Here is a 17,657-nt window from a genome sequence, read left to right on the forward strand (position 1 = left end):
AAATAGCAACCATTTGACTACCGTCGATTTTCGCGGGTTCCCCGCGCCCGCATCGGGCGCACTGCTCTCGCATCGGACCAGCTCGCGACCGCTGCCGACGCCGCGCAGCGCCAGTTCTCGTGTGAGCACTGTGCATAACTGCACGCGACCTGCACGCGACGACAACCCAACACCGCAGCTCCACCCGCCAACTCCCGCTCACTGCCCTCCCTAGACGCAGCCACAGCCAGATGACCACGCCGGAAGCCGTGCCCACGCTCCTCAACTGCGGGAGGTAAGCCGGGTACGGCACTCAACGTGCCCAGCACCGTTCGAGGAAAACACTGGTAGGCAGACTATGTGGGCACATCGACCTGGGCTCACGTGACTCAACCGGACCGCCGACCCAACCTGCCGCCCCGGTCGGAATCCGCCCGACCGCCGCACCCATCGATCACGACCCCGCACCCGCCCGAACGCGCGGTCACCACGACCCCGCACCCGCCCGAACGCGCGGTCACCACGACCCCAACATTCGACGGCCCACCGGGCCGACACATGGCTGCGTGACAAACGACCCACCACGACCACCCGACTCATGGCCCACGACCAGCGGCCCACCGGGCCGTCACCCCACCTCGTGACCAGGGCCCACCGGCCCGCCACCCCTACCCCGCGATGAGCGGGCCCACCGGGCGCCACCCCCCACCCCGCGAGGGCCGTCACGCTAACCTCGCGGTCAGCGGCTCCCCGGGCCGCTACCCACCTTGCGGTCAGCGGCCCACCGGGCTGCCACCCACCTCGCGACCGACGGTTCACCGGGCCGCCACCGACCTTGTGACCAGCGGCCCGCCCGGGCTGTCACCCACCCCGCGACTAGCGGCTCACCGAGCCGCCACCCGCCCCGCGACCAACGCCCCTCGGGCCGCCAACCACCCACTCCCCGCAGCCCGCCCGGGCTGTCATCCACCTCGCGACCGACGGTTCACCGGGCTGCCACCCACCTTGCGGTCAGCGGCTCACCGGGCTGTCATCCACCTGGCGACCAGCGGCTCACCGGGCTGCCACCCACCTGGCGACCAGCGGCTCACCGGGCTGCCACCCACCTCGCGACCAGCGGCTCACCGGGCCGCCACCCACCTCGCGACCAGCGGCTCACCGGGCCGCCACCCGCCCCGCGACCAACGCCCCTCGGGCCGCCAACCACCCACTCCCCGCAGCCCGCCCGGGCTGTCATCCACCTGGCGACCAGCGGCTCACCGGGCTGCCACCCACCTTGCGGCCAGTGGCCTTCCGGGTTGCTAACCCCGCCTTGCGGCCAGTGGCCTTCCGGGCTGCTAACCCACCCCGTCGGCTCACCGGGCCGCCACCGACCTTGCGACCGACGGCCCACCGGGCCGCCGCCCACCTCGTGGCCAGTGGCTCACCGGGCTGCCAACCCCGCCTCGCGACCGACGGCCCACCGGGCCAACACCCCACCTCGCGGCCAGCGGCTCACCAGGCCGCCGCCCACCTTGCGGCCAGTGGCTCACCGCGCTGCCAACCCCGCCTCGCGACCGACGGCCCACCGGGCCGCCACCGACCTTGCGACCGACGGCCCACCGGGCCGCCGCCCACCTTGCGACCAACGCCCCACCGGGCGCCACCCACCCCGCGACCAGCGCCCCACCGGGCCGCCAACCACCCACTCCCCGCACCCCGCCCCCACAACTCACCCCCTGGCACACCCCCTACCTACCGCCCGGCCCACCCAAACCGGACCCGGCCAACCAACTCAGTCCCGCAACTCCATCGGCAACCCGAACAGCGGGAACAACCGCTCCGTATCCAAGAAGAAGTTCAGCCCCGAGATCGTCTCGCCGTCGAGTTCCAGCACCGTGATCGACCACGGTACGAACACTCCCGGCTCCTCGCTCGGCTTGTAGTGCCCGAACGCGGGCAGGCCGTTCGCACCCTCCAGCCGCACCATGCGGGACCCGGCGCAAGCGCTGCCGGTGCCGAGCATGAACTCGGCGACGTTCTGCGGGCCGGAGATCCACAGGTCGAAGGGCGGCATGGACAGTGCCACATCGGCTTTCAGCAGGGTGGTCAGGGCGTCCATGTCGTAGGCCTCGAAGGCCGCGACGAACTCGTCGACGAGTTTGCGCTGATCGTCGTCGGATTCGTCGTAGCCGTCGGTGCTGTCGGGCTGCACCTTGGACATGGTGGCGCGGGCGCGCTGGAGGGCGCTGTTCACCGACGCGGGCGACATGGTCAGCGCCTCGGCGGTCTCGCTCGCCGAGAAGCGCAGCACCTCACGCATGATCAGGATGGCGCGCTGGGTTGCGGGCAGATGCTGACATGCCGCGACGAAAGCCAGGCGCAGGGTGTCCTTGGTGGCCGCGTGTTCGGCCGGATCCGCCCCGAAGGCAAGGGCATTGGGGATCGGCTCGATCCAGACGTAGTCGGGCTGCGGTGGGGGCAGCGGCGAATCCGGAGTGCCTGGACCGTGGAGATCCATCGGCCTGGCCCGCCGCTGGGGACCGTCGAGCATGTCGAGGCAGACGTTGGTGGCGATGCGGTACAGCCAGGATCGCAGGCTGGCCCTGCCCTCGAAGGAGCCGTAGGACTTCCACGCCCTGGTGAAGGTCTCCTGCACCGCGTCCTCGGCCTCGAAGGACGAGCCGAGCATGCGGTACGCGTAGGCGCACAGCTCCCGCCGGTGACCCTCGAACGACGCGAGAACGTCGGGGGAGAGAGTGGTCGACGGGCTGGACGAGTCGGTCATGGGTGCCACCATGCCACAGCCCACCGACACAAAACAGGCCCGAAAACCGGGTGACACCTGCACCAAGATCGACCGAAAGGGGAGTGGCCGTGATCACACGCGGCTAGAGCGATGAGTTCTCGCCGCCGGGTTCGTCTCTACCTGTGAACACGCCGACGCGCCCCGAGAGGACGAGAACATGAGCAGCAAGATGATCTTCATCAACCTTCCGGTCACCGATCTGGACCGGTCGAAGGCCTTCTACGAGGCACTGGGCTGGAAGGTCAACCAGGACTTCACCGACGAGAACGCCTCCTGCATCGTCGTCGACGACAACATCTGCCTGATGCTGCTGACCAGGGAATACTTCACCACCTTCAGCAAGCGCCCGATCGCCGACACCGTCTCGGCGACGGCCGCCGCCTACGCGCTGTCGCTGTCCAGCGCGCAGGAGGTCGACCAGCTGACCGACGCCGCCGTCGCCGCGGGCGCGACCGAGGAGGTCAACGAGGAGAAGCGCGCGCAGGAGGCCCAGGTCGGCATGCACGGCCGCACCTTCATCGACCCCGACGGCCACCAGTGGGAGCCGTTCTGGATGGACTACCCCGGCGCCAACTGACGCCCGAACGCAACGCGGCCCCCGAGCGCGAACGCGCCGGGGGCCGAGCCGCATTCGGCTACTGACCGGTGAAAGTGGGCTTGCGCTTCTCCGCGAACGCCTTCGGTCCCTCCTTGGCGTCCGCCGACTTGAAGACCTGTGTTCCGAGTTCGGCGTCGATCTTGAACGCCTCTTCCTCGTGCATGCCCTCGGTGTCGCGAATGGTGCGCAGAATCGCCTGCACCGCGAGCGGGCCGTTGGCCGCGATCAGGTCGGCCAGTTCGAGCGCCTTGTCCAGCGCGGTGCCGTCCGGGACGACGTGCCCGATCAGGCCGATCTCCTTGGCCTCCGGCGCGGTGATGTGCCTGCCGGTGAGCAGGATGTCGGCCGCGACCGTGTAGGGGATCTGGCGCACCAGGCGCACCGCGGAGCCACCGAGCGGGAACAGGCCCCAGCGCGCCTCGGACACACCGAACTTCGCGCTCTCGCCGGCAACGCGGATGTCGGTGCCCTGCAAGATCTCTGTGCCGCCCGCGATGGCCGGGCCCTCGACCGCCGCGATCAGCGGCTTGGTCAGCCTGCGGCCCTTGAGCAGTGCCTCGATCTTGGACAGGTCCCAGCCGCCGCCCTTGAACGAATCGCCCGGATGCTGGGCGGTCATCGCCTTGAGGTCGGCGCCCGCGCAGAAAGCGCCGCCCGCGCCGGTCAGGATCGCCACCCGGATGTCCGGATCGCTGTCCACCTGGTCCCAGGCGTCGCGCATGATCGCCATCATTTCGGCCGACAGCGCGTTGCGGGCCTCCGGCCGATTCATGGTGACGATGAGAACGTGGTCGCGCTTCTCGACGAGGCAGTGCGGCATTGCTGATTCTCCTGACTTTCGAGCCTTGTCAAGAACAGTAACACGTTCTATTTTTAGCGTGTGAGCCACAACATAGCCGACCTCGTCGAACATGCCATCGACCTCATGCCCGATCGCGTCGCGCTGGCCGACGACGGCCGTGAGGTGACCTACGCCCAGCTGGAGGAGCGCGCCAACAAACTGGCCCACTACCTGCTGGAACACGGCGTTCAGCCGGGCGACAAGGTGGGCATCTACTCGCGCAACACCATCGAGGCCGTCGAGGCCATGGTCGCGGTGTTCAAAGCCCGCGCCGTGATGATCAACGTGAACTACCGATACGTCGAGAACGAGTTGCAATACATCTTCGACAACTCGGACATGGTCGCGCTGATTCACGAGCGCCGCTACAGCGACAAAGTGGCCGCGGTTCGCCCCGCGATCGAGAAGCTGCGCACCGTCATCGTCGTGGACGACGATACGACCGGCACGATCCCCACCGCAGCGGATTCGGTGGAATACGAGGCGGCCCTCGCGCAGTCCTCGGGCGCGCGCGACTTCGGCGAACGGTCCCCCGACGACCTGTACATGCTCTACACCGGCGGCACCACCGGCATGCCCAAGGGCGTGATGTGGCGGCAGGAGGACGTGTGGCGCGTGCTCGGCGGCGGCATCAACTTCCTCACCGGCGAATACGTCGCCGACGAATGGGATCTGGCCAAGCTCGGCGCGGCCAACCCGCCGATGACCCGGTTCCCGATTCCGCCGATGATCCACGGCGGCTCCCAGTGGGCCACCTTCCAGAGCCTGTTCGGCGGCGGCAAGACCGTGATGATCCCGGAGTTCACCGGGCACGGCGTGTGGCAGCACATCGACCGCCACGGCATCAACCTCATCTTCATCACCGGCGACGCGATGGCGCGGCCGATGCTGGACGCGCTGATCGAGGGCAACCCGGAAACCGGTAAGCCGTACGACCTTTCGACGCTGTTCGCGATCGCAAGCAGCGCGGCGCTCTTCTCGCCCGCCATCAAGGAGAAGCTGCTCGACCTGCTGCCGAACCGGATGATCACCGACTCGATCGGCTCCTCCGAGACCGGGTTCGGCGGGCTAAGCATGGTCGCCAAGGGTCAGGCGCACACCGGCGGGCCTCGGGTCAAGATCGACGCCTCCACCGAGGTGCTCGACGAGGCGGGCAACCCCGTCGTGCCTGGCTCCGGCCAGATCGGCATCCTCGCGCGCAAGGGCCACATTCCGCTCGGCTACTACAAGGACGAGGCCAAGACCGCCGCGACCTTCAAGGAGTTCAACGGAATTCGCTACTCGATCCCCGGCGACTACGCGCGGGTCGAGGAGGACGGCACCGTCACGATGCTGGGCCGCGGTTCGGTCAGCATCAACAGCGGTGGCGAGAAGATCTTCCCAGAGGAGGTCGAGGGCGCGCTCAAGTCGCACCCCGAGATCTTCGACGCCCTGGTGGTCGGCGTCGACGACGATCGCTGGGGCCAGCGCGTCGTCGCGGTCGTGCAGTGTCGCGGCGACAACCGCCCCACCCTGGAGGATCTGCGCCCGGTCCTGACCAAGGAGATCGCCCCCTACAAGCTCCCGCGCAGTCTCTGGTTCGTCGACGAGATCAAGCGTTCCCCCGCGGGCAAGCCGGACTACCGGTGGGCCAAGGCGCAGACCGAGGCGCGCCCGGCGGACGAGCACGCCGAGGCGAGCGCCAAGTAGGTCGACCACGATCGAGGGCCGCCGCGAAAACCGCGGCGGCCCTTCGTCATGCGCCGAGCGCTACCCAATCGACGCGTCGATCCGGCCTTCTTTCGTCGTGTGCCGCGGTCGAATACGGCGGCGCCGGTGTGTCTTTCGGTCAGCGGGTCGTCAGCTCGGCCAGGCGGAAGGCGAGGCGGGCGCGGATCGCGGGGATCCTGCTCAGCGTCGCGAGCGCGGTGTTGCGCGCGAGCCGGGCTATGCGGGGGCGCAAGGTGGCCATCTTCGTCATGCGGTCGGTGAACGCGACCACTCCGACGGCGACAGGACGGCGGGTGGCTTCGTACTCGTCCAAAAGCGCCTGCGGCTCGCCGGCCAGCACTCGCGCGAGCAGCGGACCGAGGGCGGCCGCGTCCTGGATGCCGGTGTTCATGCCCTGACCGCCCGCCGGGCTGTGCACGTGAGCGGCGTCGCCTACCAGCAAGATTCGGCCCGCGCGGTAACGGTCCGCCACCCGGTGGTGCACACGGAATCGCGACGACCAGAGCACTTCTCGCACGCGGATGTCGCCGCCGGGGCCGCGCGCGTCCAGGATCGCCTGAATATCGTCGGCGGTGGGATGTTCCGGCGCATCGTCCACCGTGGCGACCACCCGGTAGCGGTCGGGTTCCGCGGCGTCGGGCAGCGGAGCGACGACGGTCACGCCCTCCGGCGAAAGGTGCAGCGCTACTTCGTCTCTGGCGATCGGCCAGGTCATTCGCACGTCGGCAAGGACGAACGAGGCCGGGTAGGTGTCGCCGGTGAAGCCGATCCCCGCGTGCTCGCGGACGGTGCTGTGCATGCCGTCGGCACCGATGACGTAGTCGGCGCGAATCGTGCCCGCGACACCCGCGGCATCGGTGTATTCGACGGTGACGCCGTCCTTTTCGTTCCCGACGCTGGTGACGATGTACGGCCGGTGCACCCGCCCGCCCGCCTTGTGCAGTCGCTCGAGCAGCACCGCCTCGGTGGTGTCCTGCGGGGTCATCAGGGTGTACGGGTACGGGGTCGGGAGGTTGCCGAACTCGATGGTCGCGAGGGTGCGCGCGCCGTCGTGCACGGTGAAACGCGGAACCTGGATGCCGCGCAGGATCAGTTCGTCGGCGATGCCGAGTTCGACGAGTACCTCGAGGGTGCGCGCGTGCACCACGGCCGCGCGAGAGGTGTTGGCGCCCTCGGTGAGCCGGTCCAGGACAACGACGTCGACGCCCGCGTCCGCGAGGGTGATGGCTGCGGTGAGTCCGGCGGGTCCGGCGCCGACGACGAGTACCGAGGTGGTGCCGGGAAGCGGGGTGGCGTTCATGACTGGCTCCTATGTCAACAACTGTAGGTCAACGCTTGTTGGCACAACTGTAGGGCTGCGTGGACGCGGAAGTCAACAGTTGTTGGCCTACAATCGTTGGCATGACAGAGTCGTCTGATCCGCCCCCCGCCCGTCGCTCCGACGCGACCCGCGCCGCGATCCTCGAAGCGGCACGGGCGCGTTTCGCCGCCGAAGGATTCCGCAAAGCGACGATCCGCGCCATCGCCGCCGACGCCGCCATCGATCCGTCCATGGTGATGCGCTACTTCGGCAGCAAGGACGGCCTTTTCGCGGCGGCCGTCGACATTGATCTCGAACTGCCGGACCTGGCCGCCGCCGAGCCGGACACGTTGGGCGAGTTGCTGATCCGCCGCTTCCTCGCGATCTGGGAGGACGAGCAGAACACCGTCCTGCTGATCCTGCTGCGCTCGTCCATCACCGACGACGCCGTCTCCGACCGTTTCCGCGCGGTCTTCGCCGAACAGGTCCTCCCCGCGGTCCTGCGCTTCGGCGACCCCGCCGACGCCCCCCGCCGCAGCGGCCTCGTCGTCACCCAACTCCTCGGCTTGGCCCTGTGCCGCTACGTCCTCCGCCTACCCCCGGTCGTCGCCATGACCCCACCCCAACTCATCGCCGACATCGCCCCCACCCTCCAGCGCTACCTGACCTCGTCCCCACCCGCGGCGTAGTCGTTGTGGTTTCCGCGTGTATGCCTAACGGCGCCTGTCGGTTTGGCGGGGATGGCCGGTGCCCGCGAGCGTCAGGTACAGCGTGCGGTTCTCGTCGTCGATCGCGTACCAGATTCGCCCGCCGCCGGTGATCTCGTATTGCCACTGGTCGAGTACGGCGCCGCCCACCTTGACCGAACCGAGGTCGTACTTCAGTCGATGCTGGCGAGCCGGGTTCGCGACACTGCGCGGGTCGGAGGTGATGTCGGTCCACGCCCGGTCGAGATTGCCCGGAGCCTGAGCGAGCAACTCGGACCAGCCGCGTGCCGCGTTGAGGTTGTGTACGACGACGCGCCACGGACGGGGTCGCGGTACCTCGTCGCCCTTGCGCAGCTTCATTCCGCGCTTCCCGGGCGGGGCACCTCGCCGAAGTCCGACAGCTCGAAGGGGCCGGAGAGCTGTCGTGCCAATTCCGGCTGCGCGTAGATCTCGGCCGTGTGCTGCCAGGCGATCAGGTCGCGCGCGAACGGTGTGAACAAGCCGGTGTCCGCACCGGCGATGAGATGGTCGAGTAGTTCCGCGACCGCTTCGCTCCTGCCGGTCTCGGGTAGCCATTTCAGCCACGGCAGTTCCTCGGCGAATACCTCCTCGGCGAGACCGCGATTCGACTTGGCGATGATCGCGATCGTGCGCGCCAGCAGCCGCACGGCCGTGTCCTTGGCCTCGAAGCGTTCGGACCTGGACAGCACCAGATTCTCCGCGTCGCGACGCTCCAGGATGACATCGGCGTTCTCCAGGGCCGGGAACACCGACGTCTGCTTGCGGATCAGGTCGCTGAACGGGAAGTTCTTCGCTGCCATGACGCCAGTGTAGCGACTTATCTGAATTAGTTCAGTAAACATGGCTGCCGCAGAGCCGGTAACGACGATCGGCCCGTCGGTTGTGCCGACGGGCCGATGTCTCGGGGCGGTTGTGGCCGCTGGGGTTCAGGACGGGGTGGCGAGGAGGGTGCCGAGGGCGCGGAGGTGGTCGGTGGCGGCGCCGAGGGCGAATTCGTTGTGCTTGGCGGCGGTGAAGTAGTTGTGCACGATGTGGTCGCGGTCGATGCCGACGCCGCCGTGCACGTGCACGACGGTGTGGGCGACGCGGTGGCCCGCGTCGGCGGCCCAGAACTTGGCGGTGTGCACGGCTTCGGCGGCGGGCAGGTCCTCGGCGAGCCGCCAGGCCGCCTGGGTGACCGCGAGGCGCAGACCCTGCACGTCGATGTAGGCGTCGGCCAAGCGCTGCGCGACGGCCTGGAAGCTGCCGACGGCCTTGCCGAACTGCTCGCGTTCGCGCGCGTAATCGGCGACCAGTTCCAGCGCCTTCTCGACGGTGCCCAGCTGCTGGGCGCTGAGCCCGAGCCAGGCGCGGGTGAGAATCCAGTCCAGCAGCTCCGCGCCGCCGTCCACGGTGCCGACCAATTCGGCAGGGGTGTCGGTGAATTCGACGCCGAACTCCGCGCTGAGATCCACCACCTGCTGCGCGGTGACCGACACCGACGCGTCGGCGGGATCGACGAGGAAGACCGCGGGCACACCGGAAACCGTGGCGGGCACCAGGATTCGGGCCGCGCGATCGGCGTGGGGCACCGTGGTCTTGGCGCCGGTCAGCAGCCACGCGCCGTCGCTCTCGCGTGCGACGGTGGTCGGCTTGGCGGGCTCGTAGTTGTGCTCCTCGGCCAGCGCGGCGGTCAGAATCGCCTCGCCTTCGCCCGCCCGAGCCGCGAGCGCCCGCTGGTTTTCGGAACCGAACCGCGCCAGCGCGCCCGCGCCGACCACGATCGACCACAGGTAGGGAACGGCGGCGACCGACTTGCCGAGCTCGCGAAGCACCGCGGTCTGCTCGAGCGCGCCGAGTCCGCTGCCGCCGACGTTCTCCGGCAGCGCCGCGGCCAGAATGCCGGTCTCGGCCAACGACTTCCACAGCGGCTCGTCGAACCGGCCCGCCACGTCGAGCGCGCGAAGCCGGTCGGCGGTGACGAGCTTGCCGCACACCTCGCCGGTCAGGCGGGCCAGGTCGAGCTGAGCTTCGGTGGGGGTGAAATCCATGGTGGTCTCTGCTTTCTGCTCAGCGCGCGGCCGCGGGCTGGCGGAGGGCGGTCATGGCGATGATGTCGCGTTGCACCTCATTGGTGCCGCCGCCGAAGGTCAGGATCAGCGCAGCGCGGTGGAAGCGCTCGAGGCGGCCGCGCAGCTCGGCGCCGGGGGAGTCCTGGCGCAGGTAGGCCTGCGGGCCGAGGACTTCCATCAGCAGCCGGTACGCCTCGGTGGCCAGCTCGGTGCCGTACACCTTGCAGGTCGAGGCGTCCCACGGGCGCGGCGCCGCATCGCCGCCCGCGTCGGCACGGCTGGCGATCTCCCAGTTCAGCAGCTTCAGGTACTCGACCTTGGCGTGCACCTTGGCCAGATTCAGCTGCACCCATTCCTTGTCGATGACGCGCGAGCCGTCGCCTGCCTTGGTGGTGCGCGCCCACTCGAGGGTCTGGTTCAGCGCGACGGTCAGCGGCCCGGCCGAGGTGAGCGCGACGCGCTCGTGGTTGAGCTGATTGGTGATCAGCGCCCAGCCGCCGTTCTCCTGCCCAACCAGCGAGCTGACCGGAACGCGCACGTCCTGGTAGTAGGTGGCGCTGGTGTCGGGGCCAGCCATGGTGTGCACCGGCGTCCACGAGAAGCCCTCGGCCGTGGTCGGCACGATGAGCATGCTGATGCCCTTGTGCTTCTTGGCGTTCGGGTCGGTGCGCACCGCGAGCCAGACGTAGTCGGCGTAGGCGATCAGGCTGGTCCACATCTTCTGGCCGTTGATCACGTACTCGTCCCCGTCGCGCACCGCGGAGGTGCGCAGGCTGGCCAGGTCGGTGCCCGCGCCCGGCTCGGAGTAGCCGATGGAGAAGTGCAGCTCGCCCGCGGCGATCTTGGGCAGGAAGAACTTCTTCTGTTCCTCGCTGCCGTAGTGCATGATCGTCGGCGCCACCGAGTTGATGGTCAGGAACGGAACCGGGGCGCCCGCGATCGCGGCCTCGTCGGTGAAGATCAGCTGGTCCATGGTCGGCCGGTCCTGGCCGCCGTACTCCTTGGGCCATGCCAGCGTCAGCCAGCCGTCGCGGCCCATCTCCTGGACGATCTCGCGGTAGACATTGCCGTGCCCGTACTCACCGGTCGTCGCGCTCAGCGCGGCCCGGCGCTCCGGTGTGATCAGCCGCGCGAAGTAGTCGCGCAACTCGGCGCGGAGCTCTTCTTGCTGCGGCGTGTACGCAATGCGCATGGCAAAACCTCGTGTCCTTCGATTCGCTTGTCCCGATGATTGCATATCGACTGAAACATGTTCCAGTATTGCCGAGGAATCCGGCCGATGACGGCGCGCGTGGCAGCGCGGGCTTGTAGGCTTCGAGAAGAGTCGCAGTAAAGGAGTTTCCATGAAGGTCAGCGTTGATCTGGATCTGTGCGAGGCGAACGGAATCTGTGTCGGAATCGCCCCCGACGTGTTCGAACTCGATGACGAGGACCAACTGCACATCCTGACCGCCGACGTGCCCGACGACCGTCTCGGCGATGTCGAGGACGCGGTGGCGCAGTGCCCGAAAGCCGCGCTGAAGCTTCAGTGAAAGTTTCTTGCCAGTAGGTTGGAACACGTTCTAAAGTCGGGCCGGTGAACGAAACTGATCTGAGCTTGGCGGGCCGTGTGGCGATCGTGACCGGCGCGGGCGCGGGACTCGGCAAGGCCGAGGCGCTCGCACTGGCGGGCGCGGGCGCGTCGGTGGTGGTCAACGACCTCGCGGAATCCGACGCGGTCGCCGAGACCCTCGCCGAGATCCGGGCGCTCGGCGCCAAGGCGGAGTTCGTCGCGGGCAGCATCGCGGAACGGTCGACGGCCGACGCGCTGATCAGCACCGCGAACGAGGCGTTCGGCAGCGTGGACATCGTGGTCAACAACGCGGGCATCACCCGCGACCGGATGCTGTTCAACATGTCCGACGAGGACTTCGACGCGGTGCTCGCGGTCCACCTGCGCGGCCATTTCCTCCTGTCCCGCAACGCCGCCGCCTACTGGCGCGCGAAGTCGAAGGAGGCGGGCGCGCCGGTCTACGGCCGCCTGATCAACACTTCCTCCGAGGCCGGGTTGCTCGGTCCGGAGGGGCAGGCCAACTACGGCGCGGCCAAGGCGGGCATCACCGCCCTTACTCTCTCGGCGGCCCGGGCCCTGTCGCGCTACGGCGTGCGGGCCAACGCGATCGCGCCCCGTGCGCGCACGGCGATGACCGAGGCCGTGTTCAGCGCGGCACCCGAGGCGGGCATCGACCCGCTCTCGCCCGATCACGTGGCGCGGCTGGTCGCCTATCTCGCATCGCCCGCGGCCGACGCGGTCAACGGGCAGTTGTTCGTCGTCTACGGACCGATGGTGGCGCTGATGGCGGCGCCCGTCGTCGAGCGGCGCTTCGATGCCGCGGGCGACGCGTGGGACTCCGGCGATCTCGCCGCCACGCTCTCCGGATACTTCGCCGAGCGACCGGCGGGGCAGACCTTCTCGGCCTCCTCGCTGACCGAACTCGGCTGATCGCCGACCGCTCGCCGCGGTCGTCGAAGGGACAACTGATCAGCTGTCCAGCTGTTGATCATGAGTCCGGCACTTGGTAGACATGGGTGATCGGTGTGTGACGCCTCACAAAGGCGTCACCACCTGTGTATGAAACACGTTTCATAATCGAGGGCCGTCATCTAGAAAACGTGCAGTTCAAATGTGAAGAAAACCGCACGACGACCATGTGAACATGTTCTAATCATTCCGGCGACGCGGCCATGGTGCCGAGTCGCGCCATGCAGCAGTACGTGCAGTTGAGCAAGGAGGATCGCGGATGAACGAGGTCCTTGCTGTCCCGTTGCGGGCCGTCGGTGGGTTCTTCGAACTCACCGCGGAAGTCGCCCGCGCGAGCGTCCGCAGGCCCTTTCAAGCGCGTGAGTTCATCGATCAGTCCTGGTTCATCGCGCGCGTGTCCATCGTGCCGACCCTGCTGGTCGCGATCCCGTTCACCGTCCTGGTGAGCTTCACGCTGAATATTCTTTTGCGCGAGATCGGCGCGGCCGACCTCAGCGGGGCCGGCGCGGCCTTCGGTACGGTCACCCAGGTCGGTCCGATCGTCACGGTGCTGATCGTGGCGGGCGCGGGCGCCACCGCGATCTGCGCGGATCTCGGCGCCCGAACCATCAGGGAAGAGATCGACGCGATGCGCGTTCTCGGCATCGACCCGGTCCAGCGGCTGGTGGTGCCGAGGGTGCTGGCCTCGATGTTCGTCGCGCTCTTGCTCAACGCCCTTGTGTGCACGATCGGCATCGTCGGCGGCTTCTTGTTCTCCGTCTATCTGCAGGACGTGAACCCCGGCGCGTTCGTCAACGGCATCACGCTGCTCACCAAACTGCCCGAGCTGATCATCTCCGAAGTGAAGGCCGGATTGTTCGGGCTGATCGCCGGACTGGTGGCCTGTTACCTCGGCCTGAACGTCAAAGGCGGTCCCAAGAGTGTCGGTGATGCGGTGAATCAGACCGTCGTCTTCGCCTTCATGGCGCTGTTCGTGGTGAACGTGGTGGTCACCGCCGTCGGCATCAAGTTCACGGTGCGGTGACGCGATGGCCTTCGTGATCCAGTCCCGCTTCCCCCGCGCGGTGCGCCGGGTGCGCCGGATGTCGGATTCGCTGGACGCGGTGGGCAAGCACGCCGTGTTCTACGCGCAGGCGGTGGCCTCGATGCCGCGCGCCCTCATCCACTACCGGACCGAGACCATTCGGCTGATCGCCGAGATCAGCATGGGCACCGGCGCGCTCGCCGTCATCGGCGGCACGGTGGTGATCGTCGGCTTCCTGACCCTGTTCGCGGGCGGCACCATCGCGGTGCAGGGCTACAGCTCGCTGGGCAACATCGGAGTCGAGGCGCTGACCGGCTTCTTCTCCGCCTTCATCAACGTGCGCATCGCCGCGCCGGTGATCTCCGGCATCGGTCTCGCCGCCACCATCGGCGCGGGTTCCACCGCCCAGCTCGGCGCGATGCGGGTCTCGGAGGAGATCGACGCGCTGGAGACCATGGCGATCCGCCCGGTGCCGTACCTGGTCGGCACCAGGGTGCTGGCCGGGATGATCGCGATCGTGCCGCTCTACGCGCTGGCCGTGATCGCCTCGTTCGTCGCGGCCCGGTTCGCCACCGTGGTGATCTACGGGCAGTCGGCGGGCGTCTACGACCACTACTTCTCGACGTTCCTCATTCCGAGCGACATCCTCTGGTCCTTCGCCCAGGCGATCTTCATGGCACTGGCGGTCATGATGATCCACACCTACTACGGCTATTACGCCGCGGGCGGCCCGGTCGGCGTTGGTGTGGCGGTCGGCAACGCGGTGCGGGCCTCGCTGGTCGCGGTGGTCACGGTGACCCTGCTGATCTCGCTGGCCATCTACGGCACCTCCGGCAACTTCCATCTTTCCGGGTAGGGCGGTATGGAAAAGTTCAAGTACAAACTCGCCGGCCTCGCCATGGTGCTCGTGCTGGTCGCGGTGGTCGCGATCGCGCTGACCATGTTCGTCGGCGGGTTCACCAAGACCGCCACGGTGCTGGTCGAAGCGCCGCGCAGCGGCCTCGTGCTCGACCCCGACGCCAAGGTGAAGGCGCGCGGTGTGGAGATCGGCCGGGTCGCCGAGGTGACCCAGCAGGCCGACCGGGCGCAGCTGAAGCTGGCGGTCGATCCCGCAATGCTGAAGCTGGTTCCCGCCAACGCGGGCGTCGACATCAGGTCGACAACCGTGTTCGGCGCGAAGTACGTCAACTTCGTTGTGCCGGAAGCGCCTTCGTCGAATTCGCTGAAGCCGGGTGCGACGGTGGTCGCCGAGAACGTGACCGTCGAGTTCAACACGCTGTTCCAGCACCTGTCCGACGTGCTCGCCAAGGTGGAGCCGGAGAAGCTGAACGCCACGCTCTCCGCGCTGGGCACCGCGCTCCAAGGCCGCGGCGAGACGCTCGGTGAGCTGCTGGTGAACCTCGACGTCTACTTGCGCGAGATGAACCCGACGCTGCCGACGCTGCAACAGGATTTCGCGGCCACCGCCGACGTGTCGAACCTGTACGCGGACACCGTTGGTGATTTGCTGCGGACCGTGGACAACGCGGTCACCACCAGCCAGACGCTGGTCGACGAACGGCAGGGTCTCGACGACGTGCTCGCCAACCTGGTCGGCCTCGCCGACACGACGGGTTCGGTGCTGCGCGAGAACGAGAACAACCTCGGCACCGCGCTGGATCTGCTGCGCCCGACCACCGCGCTGCTCGAGGAGTACGTGCCCGGCCTGAACTGCATGATCAACGCCATCGGACGGCTGATGCCGGTCGCGAACGCCATGTTCGGCGGCAGGCAGCCCGGCGTCACGATGAACACCAACTTCATGTTCGGCGCCGACCCGTACAAGTATCCGGAGGACCTGCCGAAGGTGAACGCCACCGGTGGCCCGCGCTGCGAGGGGCTCGACGACCGAGTGCCGGGCAGCCACGCGAACTACCTCGTCACCGACACCAACGAGGGCGCGCCGTACGTGCCCTCGATGCAGATCGAATTCAACGGCCCCAAGGTGTTCCAACTGCTGTTCGCCGGGCTGCCGGGGGTGAGCGCGCCGTGAGGAATACCGCGACGACGGTGAAGCTGACCATCTTCGCCCTGGTGATGGCGCTGGTCTTCACCGGACTTGTCATCGTGTTCAGCCAGGTGCGCTTCGCGCGCGAGTACGGGTACCACGCCGTGTTCACCAGCTCCTCGGGCATGCTGCCAGGGGCCAAGGTGCGCATCGCTGGCGTGCCGGTCGGCTCGGTCACCTCGGTGAAGGTGGGCAAGGACAACCTGGCGCACGTCGAGTTCGACGTCGACCGCAAGTACCAGCTGCTGACCAGCACCCGGGCGACGATCAAGTACGAGAACCTGGTCGGCGACCGGTATATGGAACTCCTCGACGGGCCGGGCTCGGCCGACAAGTTGCGCGAGGGCGGCACCATCGGCACGGACAAGACCGCGCCCGCGCTGGATCTGGACATGCTGCTCGGCGGCTTCAAACCGCTGCTGCGCGGACTGGATCCGGGCCAGGTCAACGACCTGACCAACGCGTTGCTGCAGATCTTCCAGGGCCAGGGCGGCACGCTGGTCTCGCTGCTCAACAGCGGCGGCTCGTTCGCCAAGACGCTGGGCGAGCGCGACGCGCTGATCGGCAGCGTCATCGACAACCTGAACGCGGTGCTCGCCACCATCGACGAGCGCGGCGAGCAGTTCGACACGACGCTCACCGAATTGCAGCGGTTGGTCAGCGGCTTGGCCGCCGACCGCGATCCGATCGGCGACGCGCTGCCGAGGATCGCGGGCGCCACCGGCGATCTCACCGACCTGCTCGCGCAGGCCCGCCCGGATCTGCGCGGCACCATCGAGCAGACCGGTCGCCTGGCCACCAACCTGGACAACGGTTCCGACACCGTTCAGTGGGTGCTGGAACGGCTGCCGGAGACCTACCGGAAGCTGATCCGCATCGGTTCCTACGGTTCGTTCCTCGCGCTCTACGTCTGCAGCACGAACTTCATCATCGACGGGCCGAACGGACAGCCGCTGCACATCAACATGCCCGGCGGGCAGGACACGGGAAGGTGTGCCCCGGAATGAACGAGCAGCGATCCCCGGCCGTGACGATCGGCATCGTCGGCATCGTCGTCGCGATAGCGGTGGCGCTCTCGGCGTTGCAGTTCGACCGGCTGCCGTTCATCCGCGGCGGCGCCCTCTACACCGCCCACTTCGCCGACGCGGGCGGGCTGGTGCCCGGCGACCCGGTGCAGGTCGCGGGCGTGCGCTCGGGCCGTGTCGACGACGTCGAACTCGACGGCGCGAAGGTGCTGGTGAAGTTCACCCTCGACGAGTCGATCATCCTGGGCGACAAGACTTCCGCGGCCATCAAGACCAACACCGTGCTCGGCCGCAAGTCGTTGGAGCTGCTGCCGCAGGGCTCCGGCGCGCTGCGCCGCGACGACACGATCCCGCTGGACCGGACCACCTCGCCGTACTCGCTCAACGAGGCGCTCGGCGATCTGGCGGGCACGGTGCATGGACTGGACATGCAGAAGGTCGACGAGACCCTAGACGCCCTCTCGGCCACCTTCGCCGACACCCCGGCGCCGCTGCGCGCCGCACTCGACGGCGTCACCCAGCTCTCGCGCAGCATCAACGCGCGCGACGAGGCGCTGTCCGAGCTGCTGCGACGGGCGCAGAACGTCACCAAGATCCTTTCCGACCGCAGCACCCAGATCAACGCGCTGCTGCTGGACGGCAACGAACTGCTCGGCGAGCTGGACCGCCGCCGCACCGCGATCGGACAGCTGATCGTCTACGTGAACAGCCTCGCCCAGCAGCTGTCCGGTTTGGTCGCCGACAACGAGGCGCAGCTGAAACCCGCACTGGACCGGTTGAATTCGGTGCTCGGTCTGCTCCAGCGCAACCGTGACAACCTCACCCAGGCCCTCGACGGACTCGGCCCGTTCGCCGCCGCGCTCGGCGAGCAGGTCGGCAACGGACCGTGGTTCAACGCCTACGTGGTGAACGCGACCTCCGTGGGTCTGCAGCCGCTGGTCGACGCGCTGGTGTGGCCGCAGCACCTGCCCGACGACCTGCGCAACTTCTTCTTGAACCCGCCCCCGTCGATCGGGCCTGCGGTCCAGGAGCCGCCGCGATGAAA

17 protein-coding genes are annotated in these 17,657 nt (G+C 68.2%); 10 read left to right on the top strand and 7 right to left on the bottom strand.

Annotated elements, in window-relative coordinates; genetic code table 11:
- Window positions 1–1,753: 1,753 nt before the first annotated feature.
- Window positions 1,754–2,746, bottom strand: a complete 993-nt coding sequence (locus tag NAM01S_RS28840) for a sigma-70 family RNA polymerase sigma factor (RefSeq protein WP_067791248.1) — start codon at window positions 2,744–2,746, stop codon at window positions 1,754–1,756.
- A gap of 178 nt (window positions 2,747–2,924) precedes the next feature.
- On the opposite strand from NAM01S_RS28840, the gene NAM01S_RS28845 reads away from it, so the two are divergent.
- Complete coding sequence (locus NAM01S_RS28845; RefSeq protein ID WP_067791250.1) at window positions 2,925–3,344, top strand: VOC family protein; 420 nt, start codon at window positions 2,925–2,927, stop codon at window positions 3,342–3,344.
- Between the two features lie 58 nt (window positions 3,345–3,402).
- Here NAM01S_RS28845 and NAM01S_RS28850 read toward each other — a convergent pair whose 3' ends face one another.
- Window positions 3,403–4,185 (bottom strand): crotonase/enoyl-CoA hydratase family protein, encoded by a 783-nt coding sequence (locus NAM01S_RS28850; RefSeq protein WP_067791252.1) that lies wholly within the window; start codon window positions 4,183–4,185, stop codon window positions 3,403–3,405.
- Between the two features lie 60 nt (window positions 4,186–4,245).
- On the opposite strand from NAM01S_RS28850, the gene NAM01S_RS28855 reads away from it, so the two are divergent.
- On the top strand, window positions 4,246–5,895 hold the full coding sequence (locus NAM01S_RS28855; protein ID WP_067791254.1) for an acyl-CoA synthetase: 1,650 nt from the start codon (window positions 4,246–4,248) through the stop codon (window positions 5,893–5,895).
- 139 nt (window positions 5,896–6,034) lie between these two features.
- Here NAM01S_RS28855 and NAM01S_RS28860 read toward each other — a convergent pair whose 3' ends face one another.
- Entirely contained in the window at window positions 6,035–7,216 is a 1,182-nt protein-coding gene (locus tag NAM01S_RS28860) for an FAD-dependent monooxygenase (RefSeq protein WP_067791256.1), read from the bottom strand.
- Between the two features lie 101 nt (window positions 7,217–7,317).
- Between NAM01S_RS28860 and NAM01S_RS28865 the strand changes: the two genes are divergently transcribed.
- Window positions 7,318–7,905 carry a TetR/AcrR family transcriptional regulator gene (locus tag NAM01S_RS28865; RefSeq protein ID WP_067791258.1) on the top strand — a complete coding sequence of 196 codons (588 nt, stop codon included), beginning with the start codon at window positions 7,318–7,320 and terminating at the stop codon, window positions 7,903–7,905.
- Between the two features lie 24 nt (window positions 7,906–7,929).
- Here the strand turns inward: NAM01S_RS28865 and NAM01S_RS28870 are convergent, their stop codons facing one another.
- The 4 genes from NAM01S_RS28870 to NAM01S_RS28885 all read right to left on the bottom strand — a co-directional run bounded on the left by NAM01S_RS28870 (window position 7,930) and on the right by NAM01S_RS28885 (window position 11,187).
- Window positions 7,930–8,283, bottom strand: coding sequence for a hypothetical protein (locus NAM01S_RS28870; protein WP_067791260.1), 354 nt, complete (start codon window positions 8,281–8,283; stop codon window positions 7,930–7,932).
- On the bottom strand, window positions 8,280–8,744 hold the full coding sequence (locus NAM01S_RS28875) for a hypothetical protein (protein WP_067791262.1): 465 nt from the start codon (window positions 8,742–8,744) through the stop codon (window positions 8,280–8,282). Before NAM01S_RS28875 ends, NAM01S_RS28870 begins: the two co-directional genes overlap by 4 nt.
- A 126-nt stretch (window positions 8,745–8,870) precedes the next feature.
- The gene (locus NAM01S_RS28880) at window positions 8,871–9,974 is read right to left on the bottom strand and encodes an acyl-CoA dehydrogenase family protein (RefSeq protein WP_067791264.1); all 1,104 of its coding nucleotides are present in this window, start codon (window positions 9,972–9,974) and stop codon (window positions 8,871–8,873) included.
- A gap of 19 nt (window positions 9,975–9,993) precedes the next feature.
- A complete protein-coding gene (locus NAM01S_RS28885; RefSeq protein WP_067791266.1) occupies window positions 9,994–11,187 on the bottom strand; it encodes an acyl-CoA dehydrogenase family protein in 1,194 nt (397 codons plus the stop codon).
- Window positions 11,188–11,338: 151 nt separating this feature from the next.
- Between NAM01S_RS28885 and NAM01S_RS28890 the strand changes: the two genes are divergently transcribed.
- The 7 genes from NAM01S_RS28890 to NAM01S_RS28920 all read left to right on the top strand — a co-directional run bounded on the left by NAM01S_RS28890 (window position 11,339) and on the right by NAM01S_RS28920 (window position 17,655).
- The gene (locus NAM01S_RS28890) at window positions 11,339–11,527 is read left to right on the top strand and encodes a ferredoxin (protein WP_067791268.1); all 189 of its coding nucleotides are present in this window, start codon (window positions 11,339–11,341) and stop codon (window positions 11,525–11,527) included.
- 44 nt (window positions 11,528–11,571) lie between these two features.
- On the top strand, window positions 11,572–12,477 hold the full coding sequence (locus tag NAM01S_RS28895) for a 3-oxoacyl-ACP reductase (protein ID WP_067791270.1): 906 nt from the start codon (window positions 11,572–11,574) through the stop codon (window positions 12,475–12,477).
- Window positions 12,478–12,775: 298 nt separating this feature from the next.
- Complete coding sequence (locus tag NAM01S_RS28900; RefSeq protein WP_067791272.1) at window positions 12,776–13,540, top strand: MlaE family ABC transporter permease; 765 nt, start codon at window positions 12,776–12,778, stop codon at window positions 13,538–13,540.
- 4 nt (window positions 13,541–13,544) lie between these two features.
- The gene (locus tag NAM01S_RS28905; protein ID WP_067791274.1) at window positions 13,545–14,396 is read left to right on the top strand and encodes an MlaE family ABC transporter permease; all 852 of its coding nucleotides are present in this window, start codon (window positions 13,545–13,547) and stop codon (window positions 14,394–14,396) included.
- A 6-nt stretch (window positions 14,397–14,402) separates the two neighbouring features.
- Entirely contained in the window at window positions 14,403–15,572 is a 1,170-nt protein-coding gene (locus NAM01S_RS28910; protein WP_067791275.1) for an MCE family protein, read from the top strand.
- Window positions 15,569–16,594, top strand: coding sequence for an MCE family protein (locus tag NAM01S_RS28915; protein ID WP_084483398.1), 1,026 nt, complete (start codon window positions 15,569–15,571; stop codon window positions 16,592–16,594). The genes NAM01S_RS28910 and NAM01S_RS28915 overlap by 4 nt, the downstream gene beginning before the upstream one ends.
- Window positions 16,591–17,655, top strand: a complete 1,065-nt coding sequence (locus NAM01S_RS28920) for an MCE family protein (protein WP_067791277.1) — start codon at window positions 16,591–16,593, stop codon at window positions 17,653–17,655. The genes NAM01S_RS28915 and NAM01S_RS28920 overlap by 4 nt, the downstream gene beginning before the upstream one ends.
- Window positions 17,656–17,657 lie beyond the last annotated feature (2 nt).

It is taken from the genome of Nocardia amikacinitolerans NBRC 108937 (genome assembly GCF_001612615.1).
GTDB classification, from domain to species: domain Bacteria; phylum Actinomycetota; class Actinomycetes; order Mycobacteriales; family Mycobacteriaceae; genus Nocardia; species Nocardia amikacinitolerans.